This window comes from Methylobacterium sp. Leaf399 (assembly GCF_001424525.1).
GTDB lineage: Bacteria > Pseudomonadota > Alphaproteobacteria > Rhizobiales > Beijerinckiaceae > Methylobacterium.
This window is the reverse complement of record NZ_LMQK01000015.1, coordinates 25,998-40,898: the sequence shown is the minus strand read 5'-3', so window position 1 is coordinate 40,898 and position 14,901 is coordinate 25,998. Positions and strand designations below refer to the sequence as shown.

General features: G+C 70.9%; 11 protein-coding genes and 1 pseudogene. 6 read left to right on the top strand and 6 right to left on the bottom strand.

Going from position 1 to position 14,901, the window contains the following annotated elements; all coding sequences use genetic code 11:
- Positions 1-276 precede the first annotated feature (276 nt).
- Genes ASG40_RS10830 through ASG40_RS10820 form a run of 3 tightly spaced genes read left to right on the top strand, consistent with a single transcriptional unit; the run spans position 277 to position 3,178 of the window.
- A complete protein-coding gene (locus ASG40_RS10830) occupies positions 277-1,521 on the top strand; it encodes a GNAT family N-acetyltransferase (RefSeq protein ID WP_055885119.1) in 1,245 nt (414 codons plus the stop codon).
- A complete protein-coding gene (locus ASG40_RS10825) occupies positions 1,518-2,687 on the top strand; it encodes a M20 aminoacylase family protein (protein WP_055885104.1) in 1,170 nt (389 codons plus the stop codon). Before ASG40_RS10830 ends, ASG40_RS10825 begins: the two co-directional genes overlap by 4 nt.
- Positions 2,684-3,178, top strand: coding sequence for a glutathione peroxidase (locus ASG40_RS10820; RefSeq protein ID WP_055885101.1), 495 nt, complete (start codon positions 2,684-2,686; stop codon positions 3,176-3,178). Before ASG40_RS10825 ends, ASG40_RS10820 begins: the two co-directional genes overlap by 4 nt.
- A 9-nt stretch (positions 3,179-3,187) precedes the next feature.
- Here ASG40_RS10820 and ASG40_RS10815 read toward each other — a convergent pair whose 3' ends face one another.
- Positions 3,188-4,150 (bottom strand): cation diffusion facilitator family transporter, encoded by a 963-nt coding sequence (locus tag ASG40_RS10815; protein WP_055885097.1) that lies wholly within the window; start codon positions 4,148-4,150, stop codon positions 3,188-3,190.
- Between the two features lie 127 nt (positions 4,151-4,277).
- Between ASG40_RS10815 and ASG40_RS10810 the strand changes: the two genes are divergently transcribed.
- Positions 4,278-4,706, top strand: coding sequence for an HIT family protein (locus ASG40_RS10810; protein WP_055885095.1), 429 nt, complete (start codon positions 4,278-4,280; stop codon positions 4,704-4,706).
- Between the two features lie 400 nt (positions 4,707-5,106).
- On the opposite strand, the pseudogene ASG40_RS22545 reads toward ASG40_RS10810, so the two are convergent.
- The 3 genes and pseudogenes from ASG40_RS22545 to ASG40_RS10795 all read right to left on the bottom strand — a co-directional run.
- Positions 5,107-5,346 (bottom strand): annotated as a pseudogene (locus tag ASG40_RS22545) (PilZ domain-containing protein); the annotation flags it as partial.
- A 78-nt stretch (positions 5,347-5,424) separates the two neighbouring features.
- Positions 5,425-5,652, bottom strand: coding sequence for a hypothetical protein (locus ASG40_RS10800; protein WP_055885092.1), 228 nt, complete (start codon positions 5,650-5,652; stop codon positions 5,425-5,427).
- A 69-nt stretch (positions 5,653-5,721) separates the two neighbouring features.
- Positions 5,722-7,779 carry an NAD(+) synthase gene (locus ASG40_RS10795; RefSeq protein ID WP_055885089.1) on the bottom strand — a complete coding sequence of 686 codons (2,058 nt, stop codon included), beginning with the start codon at positions 7,777-7,779 and terminating at the stop codon, positions 5,722-5,724.
- Between the two features lie 208 nt (positions 7,780-7,987).
- On the opposite strand from ASG40_RS10795, the gene ASG40_RS10790 reads away from it, so the two are divergent.
- Both ASG40_RS10790 and ASG40_RS10785 read left to right on the top strand, forming a co-directional pair.
- Positions 7,988-11,221, top strand: a complete 3,234-nt coding sequence (locus ASG40_RS10790; RefSeq protein WP_055885085.1) for a DNA translocase FtsK — start codon at positions 7,988-7,990, stop codon at positions 11,219-11,221.
- Between the two features lie 99 nt (positions 11,222-11,320).
- Complete coding sequence (locus ASG40_RS10785) at positions 11,321-12,205, top strand: LolA family protein (protein ID WP_055885082.1); 885 nt, start codon at positions 11,321-11,323, stop codon at positions 12,203-12,205.
- Positions 12,206-12,273: 68 nt separating this feature from the next.
- Here the strand turns inward: ASG40_RS10785 and ASG40_RS10780 are convergent, their stop codons facing one another.
- Together ASG40_RS10780 and sfnG are read right to left on the bottom strand one after the other, a co-directional pair.
- Complete coding sequence (locus ASG40_RS10780; protein ID WP_055885079.1) at positions 12,274-13,524, bottom strand: SfnB family sulfur acquisition oxidoreductase; 1,251 nt, start codon at positions 13,522-13,524, stop codon at positions 12,274-12,276.
- 221 nt (positions 13,525-13,745) lie between these two features.
- Positions 13,746-14,852, bottom strand: coding sequence for a dimethylsulfone monooxygenase SfnG (gene sfnG / locus ASG40_RS10775; protein ID WP_055885076.1), 1,107 nt, complete (start codon positions 14,850-14,852; stop codon positions 13,746-13,748).
- Between the last annotated feature and the right edge of the window lie 49 nt (positions 14,853-14,901).

Below are 14,901 nucleotides of genomic sequence, written 5' to 3'. Positions count from 1 at the left end.
CGCCTGGAACAAGCTCATCGCCCAACCCTGGCGCATCATGTCCATCGGACTGCGCCGATGGGCCCATGGGTGCTGATCAATGAGAATTGGTATAAGCCGTTGTCACGCATGCCATTTCGGATCAGGCTTGGCAGTTGTTGTTAATGCCAACGACGTGGTGGCTATGCTCTCTCTCATCCCTGACCAGTCGGCGATGAAGGCGCACCCCTCTCCTGCGACGGCGTGAAAGTCGAATCGCCGCTTGTCCGTCGCGGCAGCGCATCTAAATTGTTCATCATGAAAACTCCGGACGAGGCGCCCACGTCACCGGCGGAACTGCAGGTGCGCCCGCTCACGGGTCTCGCCCAGATCCCGGCCGCGCGATGGGACGCCTGTGCCACTTCCGCCGAGACGCTCGCGGGTGGCGACGAGACCCACAACCCGTTCGTCAGCCACGCCTTTCTCTCCGCGCTGGAGGATTCCGGCTGCGTCTCCCGCCGGACCGGCTGGCTGCCGCTGCACGTCTCGGTGGAGCAGGAGGGCACCCTCCTGGGCGTGGTCCCCTGCTACCTGAAATCGCACAGCCAGGGCGAATACGTGTTCGACCACGGCTGGGCCGACGCCTACGAGCGGGCCGGCGGCAGCTATTATCCGAAGCTCCAGGTCAGCGTGCCCTTCACCCCCGTCACCGGGCCGCGCTTCCTGATAGCGCCGGGGCAGGATCCGGACCTCGCGCGTGCCGCCCTCGTCGCGGGCCTGCGCGCCCTGCGCCAGGAGACCGAGGCCTCCTCGATCCACGTCACCTTCATGCAGGAGGGCGAGTGGGAGGCGGCCGGGGCCCTGGGCTTCCTGCAGCGGGTCGACCAGCAGTTCCACTGGGACAACGCCGGCTACGCCGACTTCGAGGATTTCCTCGGGGCGCTGGCCTCGCGCAAGCGCAAGGCGATCCGGCGCGAGCGCCGCGACGCCCTGGCCAACGGCATCACCATCGAGCACCTCACCGGCGCCGCTCTCACCGAGGCGGTCTGGGACGCGTTCTACGACTTCTACGTCGACACCGGCGCGCGCAAATGGGGGCGGCCCTACCTCAACCGGCGCTTCTTCGCGCTCATCGGCGAGCGCATGCCCGAGCGCATCCTGCTGGTGATGGCCAAACGCGAGGGGCGGTACATCGCCGGGGCCATCAACCTCATCGGCGACGTCGCCCTCTACGGCCGCAACTGGGGCTGCGCGGAGGACCATCCCTTCCTGCATTTCGAGGTCTGCTACTACCAGGCCATCGATTTCGCCCTGGCCCGCGGCCTGAAGCGGGTGGAGGCGGGGGCGCAGGGCGAGCACAAGCTCGCCCGGGGCTACCGGCCGGTGCTGATGCACTCGGCCCACGACATCGCCGATCCCGCCCTGCGCCGGGCGGTGGCGGACTATCTGGTACGCGAGCGCGACCATGTCGCCGAGGCCGCCGACGTCCTCGGGACCATGACGCCGTTCCGGCGCGCCGCGGGCTCGGATAAGGCGGGCTCGGACAAGGAGGATGACGCATGAGCCCGATCGACCGCATCGCCGCCTTCGCCGACGAACTGACGGCCCTGCGCCGCGATCTCCACGCCCATCCCGAGCTCGGCTTCGAGGAGGTGCGCACGGCCGGCATCGTCGCCGCGCATCTCGAAGCCTACGGCATCGCGGTCCATCGCGGCATCGGCGGGACCGGGGTCGTCGGGGTGCTGGAGGGGCGCTCGCCCGCCGGGCGCCGCATCGGCCTGCGGGCCGACATGGACGCCCTGCCGATCGAGGAGGCGACGAACCTGCCCTATCGCTCGACGATCCCGGGCAAGATGCACGCCTGCGGCCACGACGGCCACACCACCATGCTGCTCGGCGCCGCCCGCTACCTCGCCGAGACCCGCGATTTTTCCGGCACCGCCCTCTTCATCTTCCAGCCTGCGGAAGAGGGGCTTGGGGGCGCGCGGGCCATGATCGCCGATCGCCTGTTCGCGCGCTTCCCCTGCGACGAGGTCCACGGGCTCCACAACGCCCCCAACCTCGCCCGCGGGCGCATCGAGTTCTGCCCAGGGCCGGCGATGGCGGCGGCGGATTTCTTCGACATCCGCGTCGTCGGGCGCGGCGCCCACGCGGCCCAGCCCAACCGCGCCGTCGACCCTATCCTGGTGGCCACCGCCCTGGCCCAGGCGATGCAGTCCATCGTCGCGCGCAACGCCGACCCGCTGGCGAGCGCGGTCGTGTCGATTACCCGGATCCATGCGGGCGCCGCCTACAACGTCATCCCCGAGGAGGCGCATCTGGCCGGGACCGTGCGCAGCTTCGATCCGGCCCTGCGAAGCCTGATCGCCACCCGCATCCGCGACCTCGCTGCGGGGTTGGCGACAGCCTACGGCGCCCGGATCGAGGTGGAGATCCGGGACGTGTTCTCGGTGCTCGTCAACGCCCCGGCCGAGACCGAGGCGGCGACACAGATCGCCCGCGACCTGTTCGGGGCGGAGGCGGTGAACGGGCGCGCCCGCGCCCACATGGGCAGCGAGGATTTCGCAGATATGGCGGCGGCGGTGCCCGGCAGCTATGCCTGGATCGGCATGGAGGGGCGCGCCAACCTCCACAACGCGGCCTACGACTTCGACGACGGCATCATTCCGCTCGGCGCCGCCTATCTCGCCAGCCTCGTCGAGCGGCGCACCGGAGCAGCCACCCCGTGACCACCCTCTACGACCTCGCGCCCAAGAGCGCCGACGGCACGCCCTATCCCCTGTCCCGGCACCGCGGCCAGGTGCTGCTCGTGGTCAACACCGCCTCGAAATGCGGCTTCACCCCGCAATACGAGGGGCTGGAGGCACTGTGGCGGCGCCATCGCTCCGAAGGGCTCGTGGTGCTCGCGTTTCCCTGCAACCAGTTCGGAGGGCAGGAGCCCGGCGACGCCGACGAGATCGCCCGGTTCTGCAGCCTGACCTACGAGGTCAGCTTCCCGGTGATGGCCAAGGTCGCCGTGAACGGCCCCGAGGCGGACCCGGTCTTTTCCCATCTGAAGTCGGAGAAGCCCGGACTGCTCGGCACCACCGGCATCAAGTGGAACTTCACCAAGTTTCTCGTCGGCCGCGACGGCCGCGTGATCGGACGCTATCCGCCCCAGACCAAGCCCGCCGACTTCGAAGCGGATGTGGCCCGGGCGCTGGCCGAACCGGCACCCTGACGACCGCCCTCACGCGGGAACCGGCGTCGCCGCCGCGTCGCGGCGCGACTGGACCTCGATGAACACCCGCGTGACGGTGGGATGCTCGCGCTTGAGCGTCGCCTCCAGGCGCGAGACCAGGGCCTCGATCTCGCCCGCGCGCATGGCGTCGTCCATGTCGAGGCTGACGTTCACGAGGATGTCCTGGGGGCCCAGGTGCTGGGTCAGCACCGCGTTGACGTGGTGGACGCCCGGTTCCTCGCGCATGGCCGCCGTGATGGCGGCCACGAGTTCGGGGTCGGCGGCCTCGCCGATGAGAAGGCCGTGCGTCTCGATCATCAGGAAGATCGCCATCCCGATCAGGATCAGGCCGATGCCCACCGAGGACCAGCCGTCGAGGGCCGGCCAATCGAGGACGTGGGCGAGGACGACGCCGGCCAGGGCCACCAGCAGTCCGAGCAGGGCCGCGACGTCCTCCACCAGCACCGTGAACAGGGCCGGGTCCTTGCTGCGTCGGATCGCGGTGATCGGCGGACGGCTGCCCTTCTCGCTCCAGAAGGCCCTGATCGCCACGAGGCAGGAGTAGCCCTCGGCCACCACCGCGAACCCGAGGATGGCGAGGTTGACCCACAGGCCCGGAACGGTCCGGCCCCAGATCACCGCATCGGCGGGCGCTTCCGGGTGCTGGATCTTGTGGATGCCCTCGTAGATGGCGAAGGCGCCGCCACCGAGGAAGATGAACAGCGCCACGATGAAGGCGTAGAAATAGATCTCGCGGCCGTAGCCGAACGGGTGGCGCGCGTTGGCCGGACGCTTGGCGCGCTTCAGGCCGATCAGCAGCAGGATCTGGTTGGCGGTATCGACGAGGGAGTGGACGCCCTCGGCCAGCATCGCCGAGCTTCCCGTGAAGAAGGCGCCCACGAACTTCGCCGCGGCGATGGCGAGATTGGCGCCCGCGGCGGTGTAGATGGCCCCGTTGCTCTCGTGAGCCATGAAATCCTATGTCCTTGTCGCCGCGTTGCGCAGACGAACGCGCGAGGGCGCGCGCGGTTCGCGGCGGAGTGGACGGCGGCGGCCCGCCTGTGCATCGTGCCGCCGCCATCAGCCGGAGCCGGACGCCATGACGACCCCGTACGATCCCACCAACATCTTCGCCCGGATCCTGCGCGGCGAGATTCCCGCCCATCGGGTCTACGAGGACGCCGACACCCTCGCCTTCATGGACGTGATGCCCCAGGCCGAGGGCCATACCCTGGTGATCCCCAAGGCCCCCGCGCGCGGTCTGCTCGATGCGGAGCCGGCCTCGCTGGCCGCCGTCGCGGCCACGGTCCAGCGCGTCGCCCGTGCGGTCAAGGCGGCCTTCACGGCCGATGGCTTGACGATCTTCCAGTACAACGAGCCGGCCGGCGGGCAGACGGTGTTCCACCTGCACGTTCACATCCTGCCGCGCCACGAGGGCGTGGCGCTGACCGGCCACACCGGGCGGATGGCCGATCCCGAGCGGCTGGCCGAGCATGCCGCGCGCATCCGGGCAGCGCTCGCGGCGTGATACGGGTTCCGGTTCGATAAAGTTGGAGGCGTATCACCGAGCCCGCGGCGCCTGAGGATGACCGAGATCCGCTTTGGGAAGCGCTCAGGCGAAGTTCGGATGACGGCGCCGGTCGGGCGGATCAGGCGGCGGTGGACTTGAGCAGGCTCGAGAGGGTCTGGCGCAGGGCGGCGTTCTCGGCCTCGAGTTCCTTCACCCGGCGCCCGAGGGCGAACATCGCGGCGGCGTCCTGCGCGGACGCCGCGGGTTCCGGTGCGGCGGGGGCGGACGGCTCCCGAGCGTGGGCCTCGCCCGCCGTCGATGTCGCCTCGGCGCCAGCCTTGGCCTCGGCAGCCTTCGCTTCGGCGCTCCTGGCCTCGGCGCTCCTGGCTTCGGCGCTCTTGGCCGCGCCCTCGTCCATGAAGGTGATGCCGATGCCGTCGCTGCGCCGCCAGCGCAGGCTGGAGCGGTAGGTCTTCTCCTTGACCGGGATGTAGAGGTCGAACGACTCGGGCAGGATGGCGGTCTGGCTGATGGCCAGGCGCGCGCCGGAGGCCGACAGGTCCCGCACGAGACAGTCCATGCTCGACGAACCGTTGTTGAAGATGATGCGCCCCTTGAGGAAGGTCCTCTGGCGCAATTCCCTACGATGCTCCGACATGGCGTCGGTCTCCGACTTCGCGATGGCGCACCCTGGCACGGCGCGCGTTAAGAATGTTTCGTCGCAACCGTCGACGCGTCACGAGAAACGGATGTCGGTGGTCTGGAACAGGTAGAACCCGTTGAAGCGCACGCCCGTCTGCGCCGCCTGGCCGTCGAAGCCGCTCGGCACCCGCCCGGCTTGGTCGAGCTTGCCGTCGAAGGTCCAGCGGTCCGCCTTGAGGAAGCGCGGCACGGCGGACGTCTCGGGCACCGCGCAGCACAGGCCGCGCACGCTCTTCAGGCAGAACACGTTGTAGCTCTGCATCGCACCACCTTCCGCTCGGCCACCCTCGAGTCGCGGTTGTCGCCCGACAATGGGACCTTAGCATGGTCCTCAGGTTTCGGGCACGTTGCGCTCGAGCTCGGCGATCCAGGCGTTGGCGTTTCCGTCGGAGGGCGCGCGCCAGTCGCCCCGCGGCGAGAGCGCGCCGCCGGCCGAGACCTTCGGCCCGTTGGGCAGGGCGGACCGCTTGAACTGGCTGAAGCCGAAGAAGCGCGTGAGGAAGACCCCGAGCCAGGCCCGGATCTCGGGCAGGGCGTAGGCCCGGCGCTCGTCCGCGCGCAGGTCCGGCGGCCAGTCGCCGGCGGCGGGGTCGCCCCAGGCATGGAGCGCCAGGAACGCGATCCGCGACGGGCGGAAGCCGTGGCGCAGGGTGTAGTAGAGCGAGAAGTCCTGGAGCGCGTAGGGGCCGATGGTGGCCTGCGTGCTCTGTGGCGTCTCGCCCTCCGCCACCGGGACGAGCTCGGGCGAGATCTCGGTGTCGAGGATCGCCCGCAGGATGGCGCCGGCCTCGGCCGAGAACAGCCCTTCGCCGATGACCCAGCGGATGAGGTGCTGGATCAGGGTCTTGGGCACGCCGGCGTTGACGGCGTAGTGGCTCATCTGGTCGCCGACGCCGTAGGTGCACCAGCCGAGCGCCAGTTCCGACAGGTCGCCGGTGCCGATCACGATGGCGTGGTTGTGGTTGGCGAGCCGGAACAGGTAGTCGGTGCGCAGGCCCGCCTGCACGTTCTCGAAGGTGACGTCGTAGACGGCCTCGCCGCGGCCGAACGGGTGGTCCATGTCGGCCAGCATCTGCCGGGCGGCGGGACGGATGTCGATCTCGGCCGCGCGCACGCCGAGGGCGGCCATCAGCGCATGGGCGTTGGCCTTGGTGGCGTCCGAGGTGGCGAAGCCCGGCAGGGTGTAGGCGAGGATGTGGTCGCGCGGGAGCCCGAGCCGGTCGAAGGCGCGGGCGGCCACGATCAGCGCATGGGTGGAATCGAGGCCGCCCGAGACGCCGATCACCACCTTGCGCACGCCGATGCCCTGGAGGCGGCGCACGAGCCCGGCCACCTGGATGCTGTAGGCCTCGTAGCAATCCTGGGCGAGGCGGCCGCGGTCGGCGGGCACGAACGGGAACCGCTCGACCCGCCGCATCAGGCCGAGGTCGTCCGCCGGCGGGTCGAGCCGGAAGCCGATGCGCCGGTAGGGCCGCGCCTCGGCGCGGGCGTTGTCGTCGAAGCTGCCGGCCTGGAGCCGCTCCTGCGCGATGAGGTCGAGGTCGACGTCGGCCAGCGTCACCACCGGATCGCCCGAGAAGCGCTCGCCCTCGGCGAGACGCACGCCGACCTCGTCGATGCTGGTCTGCCCGTCCCAGGACAGGTCGGTGGTGGATTCGCCCAGGCCCGCCGCGGCATAGGCATAGGCGCACACGCAGCGCGCCGAGGCCGCCCGCGAGAGCAGGGCGCGGGATTCGGCCCGCCCCACGGTGATCGGACTGCCGGACGGGTTGGCCAGCACGGTCGCGCCCGCCAGCGCCGCCGCGGTGCCGGGGCTCGCCGGCACCCACAGGTCCTCGCAGATCTCGATCGCCAGGACGAGGCCGGGCAGGTCTGCGGCCGCAAACAGCAGGTCGGTGCCGAACGGCGCCGTGGTCCCGGCCACCGCGATGGTCTGGCCGGTCACCCCGATGCCGGGGGCGAAATGGCGTTTCTCGTAGAACTCCCGATAGTTCGGCAGGTAGCTCTTGGGCACCACCCCAAGGAGGGTGCCCCGGTGGATCGCCAGGGCGCAATTGTAGAGCCGGTGCTTCCACCGCAGCGGCGCACCCACCACCAGCACCGGCATCAGGTCGGCCGAGGCGGCCACGATCCGCGCCACGGCGGCCTCGACGGCGTCGAGGAGGGTCTGCTGCAGCAGCAGGTCCTCGATCGCGTAGGCCGAGACGCAGAGCTCGGGAAACACCGCCACCGCGGCTCCCGCCTCGTGGCAGCGCTTGGCCAGGGCCAGGATCGCCCCGGCGTTGCGGTCGGGATCGGCCGGCTCGCTGTGTCCGGTGCAGGCGGCGATCCGGGCGAAACCCTGGCCGTAGAGCGACCGGAAGGTCTGGGCGGATACGGGCTGGACCAAGGGGCAGGGGCCTCGTCGTTGCGGGTGGCGCGATCCTACGCGCTCCGGCGTCCCCGCTCCAGAGCGCCGCCGGCACGCGGGGCCTCCCTCGAGAACCCACCGGGGCCGGGCCGCGCCATTCAAGCGTCTGTTAACGACGTTGCGCCTAACTGACCGTGAACCGCTTCATCGGGCAAGCGGGCCTCCGTTCGAGTTCATCCGGCACATCATGCGCGCATCGGGACGGCCTCCCTATTCCCATCGTGATCCTTCCCGGCCCGGCCGCGGCGGCGACCGCCCCGGCCTGTCGCTGGGCGCCCTGGCGCACCGGCTCCTCAGCCTGAGGGCGAGCCTCGCGCGGCGCCTCACCGGCCCGGCCCAGCGCCCCGGCTTCTCGGTGGCCGCCACGCGGCCGGCCCAGACCTGGCTCGCCTCGCCCGCCTCGCTCCTGGGGCGCGACAGCGTCGCCGACGGCCCGACGGCCCAGGCCTGGCCGGACCACGTCTTCGACGATCGCGCCACGCCCGACATGCTGCGCGCGGCGACCCGCAGCGGCGAGAGCCGGATCGACGAGGACGCCTCGGGTCCGCGCGTCCTCATCCGCACGCCGCGGCGGCCCGCCGCCATCATGCCCGAGGCCGGGACCGCGGCGGCGGCCCCGCAGCCGTTCGGCGCCGAGGCCGAAGAGGTCGTGCGCTACACCCGCACCCCCGATCCCGTGCTGCAGGAGCGCCGCCAGCGGGTGCGCGACGCCGAACGGGCCGCCCAGGAGCAGGCCGACGCCCTGGCCGCCGCCCGCAGGGAGGCCGAGGCCGCCGAGGCGCTGGCTCTGGAGCAGGCGCAGGCGGCCCATGCCGCGGCCCTGCCGCCCGCCGCGCCTCTGCCGCTTTGGCGCCAGCCCTTCGTCGTGCCCCCCGGCGTGCGCTTCTTCCGCAGTCCCGACCGCAAGCCGGCCGCCGTGGTGGCCGTGGTCGCCCCGCCGGCCCCCGAGCCGGCCGAGGCGATCGCCGCCGACTGGTCCGACGTGCCCGACTGGTCGGACATGGGCACCTGGTTCGACGGCCAGGACGGCGCCGCCATCGAGGCCTGGTCGGACATCCGGGACCCGTCGGCGCAGGTCGTGATCATCCCCGAGGTTGTGATCATCCCCGAGGTCGTCGTGCCCGAACCGTCCGCTCCGGATGTCGCGCTGCCGTCGTCGGTCGAGCCCGCCGCGCCCGCCTACGGCATCGACCGCCTCGTGCGGTTCGCGCCCTCGGCGGTGCCGAGCCCGGCGGACGGCCAGGACAACGCCGCCGGTGCCCGGCAGCGCCCCGCCGCACTCTCGGCGATGGCCGCGCGAGCCGCCATCCGTCCGGCAGCAGCGAAGCCCCAGGCCGATGCACCCACCGTGGACCGGGTCCCCGAAGCCCCCTCCCCTGCCGCATCGTCCGTTCCGGGCCAGGTCGCCGAGCCTCTCCTGCGTTCGGCCGAGCCGATCGCCGCGGTGATCCCGTTCCTGATCCCGGCGCTTGCCCCGGCAACCCTCGCCGAAGCGCCGGCCTTCGTGCCGGTGGCGATGGCGCCGCGCCCCGTCCTCCTGCGCAACCCGAAGGCCGCCGCGGTCGAGGTCGTCGAGGAGACACCCGTCGTCGCCGCCGAACCGGCGGTCCAGCTGCCGGCGGTCCAAGTGCCGGCGTCCGAAGTGCCGGCGTCCGAAGGGGTGGCATCCGAGGTGCCTATGCCTGCCGCCGCCGCTCCGCCGGAGCCGGCGCCCGCCGTCCACGCCCCGCGTGCGATCCTGCCCGATCCCCGCGCCACCCTCATTCCCGCCGGCCGGCACGTGCCGATGTCGGTGGTCGAGAACGCCGACTACGAACTGCCCTCCCTCGAACTCCTGGCCGAGCCCGACCCCACCGGGACCGAGGAAGTCGATGCCGACGTGCTCGAACAGAACGCCCTCAACCTGCAGCAGACGGTCCAGGACTTTGGCGTGCGCGGCGACATCCTCGCCGTGCGGCCCGGCCCGGTGGTGACCCTCTACGAGCTGGAGCCGGCACCGGGCACCAAGTCGAGCCGCGTCATCGGCCTGTCGGACGACATCGCCCGTTCGATGTCGGCGGTTTCGGCCCGCGTCGCGGTGGTGCCCGGCCGCAACGTCATCGGCATCGAGCTGCCCAACGACAAGCGCGAGACCGTGTACCTGCGCGAACTCCTGGCCTCGGCCGACTTCGGGATGAGCAAGCACAAGCTCGCCCTGTGCTTAGGGAAAAACATCGGTGGCGAGCCGATCATCGCCGATCTCGCCAAGATGCCCCACCTGCTGGTGGCCGGCACCACCGGCTCGGGCAAGTCGGTGGCGATCAACACCATGATCCTGTCGCTGCTCTACCGGATGAAGCCGGAGGAGTGCCGCCTGATCATGGTCGACCCCAAGATGCTCGAACTCTCGGTCTACGACGGCATCCCGCACCTGCTCTCGCCCGTGGTCATCGATCCCAAGAAGGCGGTCATCGCCTTGAAATGGGCGGTGCGCGAGATGGAGGAGCGCTACAAGAAGATGTCCAAGATCGCGGTGCGTAACATCGACGGCTACAACGCCCGCATGGCCGAGGCCCGTGCGAGGGGCGAGGTCATTACCCGCGAGATCCACACCGGCTTCAACCGCGAGACCGGCCAACCGGTGTTCGAGACCGAGGAGATGGACCTCTCGGCCCTGCCCTACATCGTGATCGTGGTCGACGAGATGGCCGACCTGATGATGGTGGCGGGCAAGGACATCGAGGGCGCGATCCAGCGTCTCGCCCAGATGGCGCGTGCCGCCGGCATCCACCTGATCATGGCGACGCAGCGCCCGTCCGTCGACGTCATCACCGGCACCATCAAGGCGAACTTCCCGACCCGGATCAGCTTCCAGGTCACCTCGAAGATCGACTCGCGCACGATCCTGGGCGAGATGGGCGCCGAGCAGCTACTCGGCCAGGGCGACATGCTGTTCATGGCCGGCGGCGGGCGCACCACTCGCGTGCACGGGCCGTTCTGCTCGGATTCGGAAGTCGAGAGCGTGGTCGCCCACCTCAAGCGCCAGGGCCGGCCGTCCTACCTCGACGCCGTCACCGCCGACGACGGATCGGGCGACGAGAAGCCGGCCAAGGGGTCCAAGGCCGACAAGGCCGCGGCGGCCGAGACCGAGGAGGCGGATGCGCCGATCTTCGACGCGGGCGCCTATGCGGGCGGCGGCATCGATGCGGGCGCCGACCTCTACGATCAGGCGGTGCAGGTGGTGATGCGCGACCGCAAGGCCTCGACGAGCTACATCCAGCGCCGCCTGCAGATCGGCTACAACCGGGCCGCCTCGCTGATGGAGCGCATGGAGGTCGAGGGCATCGTCGGGCCGGCCAACCACGCCGGCAAGCGCGAGATCCTGATGGAGGGCGCCCCGCCCGGCATGATGCACGGCCACATGATGGACGACGACGACTGATCCCGGCCGTCGCCGAGACGACGTCCCCGGCGTCCCATAATCGCCACAGCGCGAGGCTCTAAGGCGAGCCTCGCCACCCCACCCGGAGAACGCCGCACCATGACCGGCCGACGTCCCCACCTAGCCGCCGGCTCGCTCCTCGTGCTGGCCGCCCTCGTTCAGCCGGTGCCCGCCCAGGCCCAGCTCGGGGCCTTCATCGACGGCATCCTCGGCCGCAAGGAGGCGCCGGCCCCCGAGCCGGAGGCCGCCCCCCCTCCCCCCGCGCCGACGCCGAAGAAGCCCCCCGCCCAGGCCGCACGGCCGGCCAAGGAGGGCAAGCCCGCCGGGTCACAGGACAAGGCCGGACAGGACAGGGCCGCCACCGCCAAGGCGGCCACCAGGCCCGCCGAGGCCGCCGGCAAGGCCGCTCCCGCGATCGAGGCGGACGCCGCGACCCTGGTCGCGCAGGCCAACGCCTATTTCAACGGCATCACCACGCTGACGGGCACCTTCATCCAGATCGGGGCGGACGGCCGCCGCATCGGCGGCAAGCTCACCCTGTCGAAGCCCGGCCGGCTGCGGTTCGACTACGATCAGCCCTCGCCCCTCGAGGTGGTGGCGGACGGGACCTCGGTGGCGGTGCGCGACCGCAAGCTCGGCACGCAGGACCTCTACTTCATCTCGCAGACGCCCCTGAAATTCCTGCTGCGCGAAAAGATCGACCTCGCCCGCGACCTCACGGTCACCGACGTCGGCAACGATCCGGGCGGCGTGCGCATCGTGACCGAGGACCGCTCGACGCTGGGCGGAACCTCGAAGATCCAGCTGTTCTTCGATTCCGAGATGAAGATTCTCAACCAGTGGCGGATCACCGATCCGCAGGGCTACCAGACCACGGTCCAGCTCTCGAACCTGCAGAAGGGCCGCACCGTCGAGGCGAGCCAGTTCTTCATCAACTACGGCCGCGCCGAGGACAAGGCGATGCAAAAGCAGCTGCAGCAGTAGGAGGCACGGGTTTTCGGTCCGGACCCGCACGCGGGTCCGGCCGCGCCTTTCCGGGCGGGTGAGCCCCCTCAGCTCCAGGCGTGGAAGGGCGGGTTCACGCCGTTGAGGGCGTGGTTGCCGACGATGGCGTATTTCCAGCGCACGGGATCGTGCAGCGTATGGGTGCGGGCGTTGCGCCAGTGGCGGTCGAGGTTGGCCTCCGCCAGGGTCGAGCGGGTACCGGCGAGCTCGAACAGGGTGTTGCTGGCCAGGAGCGCGATCTCGGTGGTCAGCACCTTGGCCTCCGCAACCGCGAGCTGGGCGGCGGCCACGCTGTCCGCCGTCGGGTCCGCCACGGCCTCGTCGAGGGCCAGACCCGCCCGGTCGAGGAGGGCCTCGGCCGCATGCAGGCGGATCGTCAGGTCGCCCACCGCCCGGATCGTGTGGGGATCGTCCGAGGCCCTGTCCTGGCCGCTGTCGATCCAGGGACGGGACTTGGTGCGCACGAAGGCGATGGTGTCGGAGAGGGCCTCGCGGGCGATGCCGGCATCCACCGCCGCCTGGATCACCTGGAAGATCGCGCCGTTGGCGCTGGGCGCGGCGTAGCCCTTCCAGGCCGGGACGAGATGGGTCCTGGGCACCCGCACCGCGTCGATGACCACGGTGCCGCTCGCCGTGGTGCGCTGGCCGAAGGCCGACCAGTCGTCGATCACGGTCAGCCCCGGGGCGTCGCGCTCGGCGATGGCGTACCAGGGGCGGCCCTCGCCATCGAGGGCGACGATCGGCACGAGATGGGCGAGCAGCGCCCCGGTGGAATAGAACTTCCGCCCCGTGACCACGACGTGGTCGCCGTCCTCGACGAACCGGGTCTGGAAGTCGGCGGCGCGCGGAGTGCCGATTTCGGAGAAGGCGTTGCCGAAGCGGGTGCCGGCCAGGACCTCGCCGAACAGCAGCGCCCTTTGCTCCGGGTCGGAGACGGTCTGGATCGCGGCGACGATGCCGAGGTGGTTCTGCGCGATCTGGCCGATCGAGGGATCGGCCGCCGAGACGATGGCGATCACCCGCGCCAGGGTCCGGTAGGACACCTCCGGGCCGCCGAAGGCCCGGGGCACGTTGATCGACCACAACCCGCTCTGCGAGAACGCGTCGAGCTCGGCCACCGGGCGGCGGTTGTTGCGATCGCGCTCCGAGGCGCCCTCGCGGAACGCCACCGCCAGGGCCTCTGCGACGCGGATCGCCTCGGCGTCGTCACGGATGACGTGGGCGGGGCCATCGGGGCGCGGGACGGCGGGACTGCCCTGGCCGGTCTGGAGCGCCTTGGCGTTCACGGCGATGGTCATGACGATCTCCGGGGTTGGATGGTCGGTGGTGTGCGACGGCGACGCTCCCCGGCGCCTCGCTCCCCCGCGTGGGCGATCCGACGTGCGATTGAGGGGAGACGATTGGATTCGGGCGGCGGCGGGATGGACCTCGACCCCAAGCGAGGCCGACCGGACCACCCCCACCCTCGGATGCCTCCCACATCGGAGTGGGACGCGCGTCGCGAGGATCTGGACGACCCTTAAGCCGCCACGGCCCGGCGCTCGCGCGCGGCCTCCAGCGCCCGCACCCGCGGGATGACGTGGGCACCGAAATGGGCGACTTCCTCCTGGAAGTGCAGGAAGGCCAGGAGCGCCAGGTCAACCCCGGCGTCCTTGAGCGCCAGGATGCGCTCGGCGATCTGGTCGGGGGTGCCGATGAGGTTGGTCTTGAAGCCGTCGTTGTACTGGACGAGGTCGGTGAGGCTGGACTTCGCCCAGTTGCCCTCCCCTTCCGGCGAGGCCTTGCCGGCGTTCTTGGCCTCGTGGCCGAAGGCCTTCACCGCCTCGGGGTCGGCGTGGTCGATGATCTCCTGGAGGACGGCGCGGGCTTCCTCCTCCGTCTCGCGGGCGATGACGAAGGCGTTGACGCCGACCTTGACCGAATGGCCGTTGGCCCGCGCCTTGGCCTGGATGTCCTCGACCTGGGCTTTGACGCCCTCCGGCGTATTGCCGTTGGTGAAGTACCAATCGGAGACACGGGCCGCCATGTCGCGCGCCGCCCGCGAGGAACCGCCCTGGAAGATCTCCGGCAGCGGATCGGCGGGCTTCGGCTTCAGGGTGTAGTTCGTGTAGCGGTAGAAATCGCCGCGAAAGGTGAAGTCGTCCTGCGTCCAGATTCCGCGCAGCGACCGGATGAACTCCTCAGAGCGGCGATAGCGTTCGTCGTGATCGAGCCAGGGTTCGCCGATGGCCCGGAACTCGCCCGAGAACCAGCCCGAGACCACGTTGATTGCGATGCGCCCGCCGGTGAGCTGGCTGATCGTCGCGATCTGTTTGCCGGCGAGGGTGGGGTTCCACGGGCCGGGCAGCAGGGCGGCGATGACCTTGAGCCGGGTCGTCGCCGCCAGCAGCGCGTGGCTGAAGGCCACCGATTCGTGCTGATATTCGGCGCCGTAGCCGGCGGTGAAGCGGATCTGCGTCAGGGCGTAGTCGAAGCCGGCTTCTTCCGCGATCTGCGCGAGCCGCCTGTTGTAGTCGGCGTCCCAACTCGTGCGCTGGGGGATCTTGCTGATGACCAGCCCGCCGGAGACGTTGGGTACCCAATAGGCGAAGCGGATCGGTTCGGACGTGGCGGCGTGATGGGACATGGCGGAGGCTCCTGCGGCTCGCGCCGCCGCCGGGGTCTCGTCCGCGCCT

Coding starts and splice junctions, on each gene's coding strand:
- ASG40_RS10800 (WP_055885092.1), bottom strand. CDS start 5,652: ATGCAGAGCTACAACGTGTTCTGCCTGAAGAGCGTGCGCGGCCTGTGC.
- ASG40_RS10815 (WP_055885097.1), bottom strand. CDS start 4,150: ATGGCTCACGAGAGCAACGGGGCCATCTACACCGCCGCGGGCGCCAAT.
- ASG40_RS10810 (WP_055885095.1), top strand. CDS start 4,278: ATGACGACCCCGTACGATCCCACCAACATCTTCGCCCGGATCCTGCGC.
- ASG40_RS10785 (WP_055885082.1), top strand. CDS start 11,321: ATGACCGGCCGACGTCCCCACCTAGCCGCCGGCTCGCTCCTCGTGCTG.
- ASG40_RS10790 (WP_055885085.1), top strand. CDS start 7,988: ATGCGCGCATCGGGACGGCCTCCCTATTCCCATCGTGATCCTTCCCGG.
- sfnG (WP_055885076.1), bottom strand. CDS start 14,852: ATGTCCCATCACGCCGCCACGTCCGAACCGATCCGCTTCGCCTATTGG.
- ASG40_RS10780 (WP_055885079.1), bottom strand. CDS start 13,524: ATGACCATCGCCGTGAACGCCAAGGCGCTCCAGACCGGCCAGGGCAGT.
- ASG40_RS10825 (WP_055885104.1), top strand. CDS start 1,518: ATGAGCCCGATCGACCGCATCGCCGCCTTCGCCGACGAACTGACGGCC.
- ASG40_RS10830 (WP_055885119.1), top strand. CDS start 277: ATGAAAACTCCGGACGAGGCGCCCACGTCACCGGCGGAACTGCAGGTG.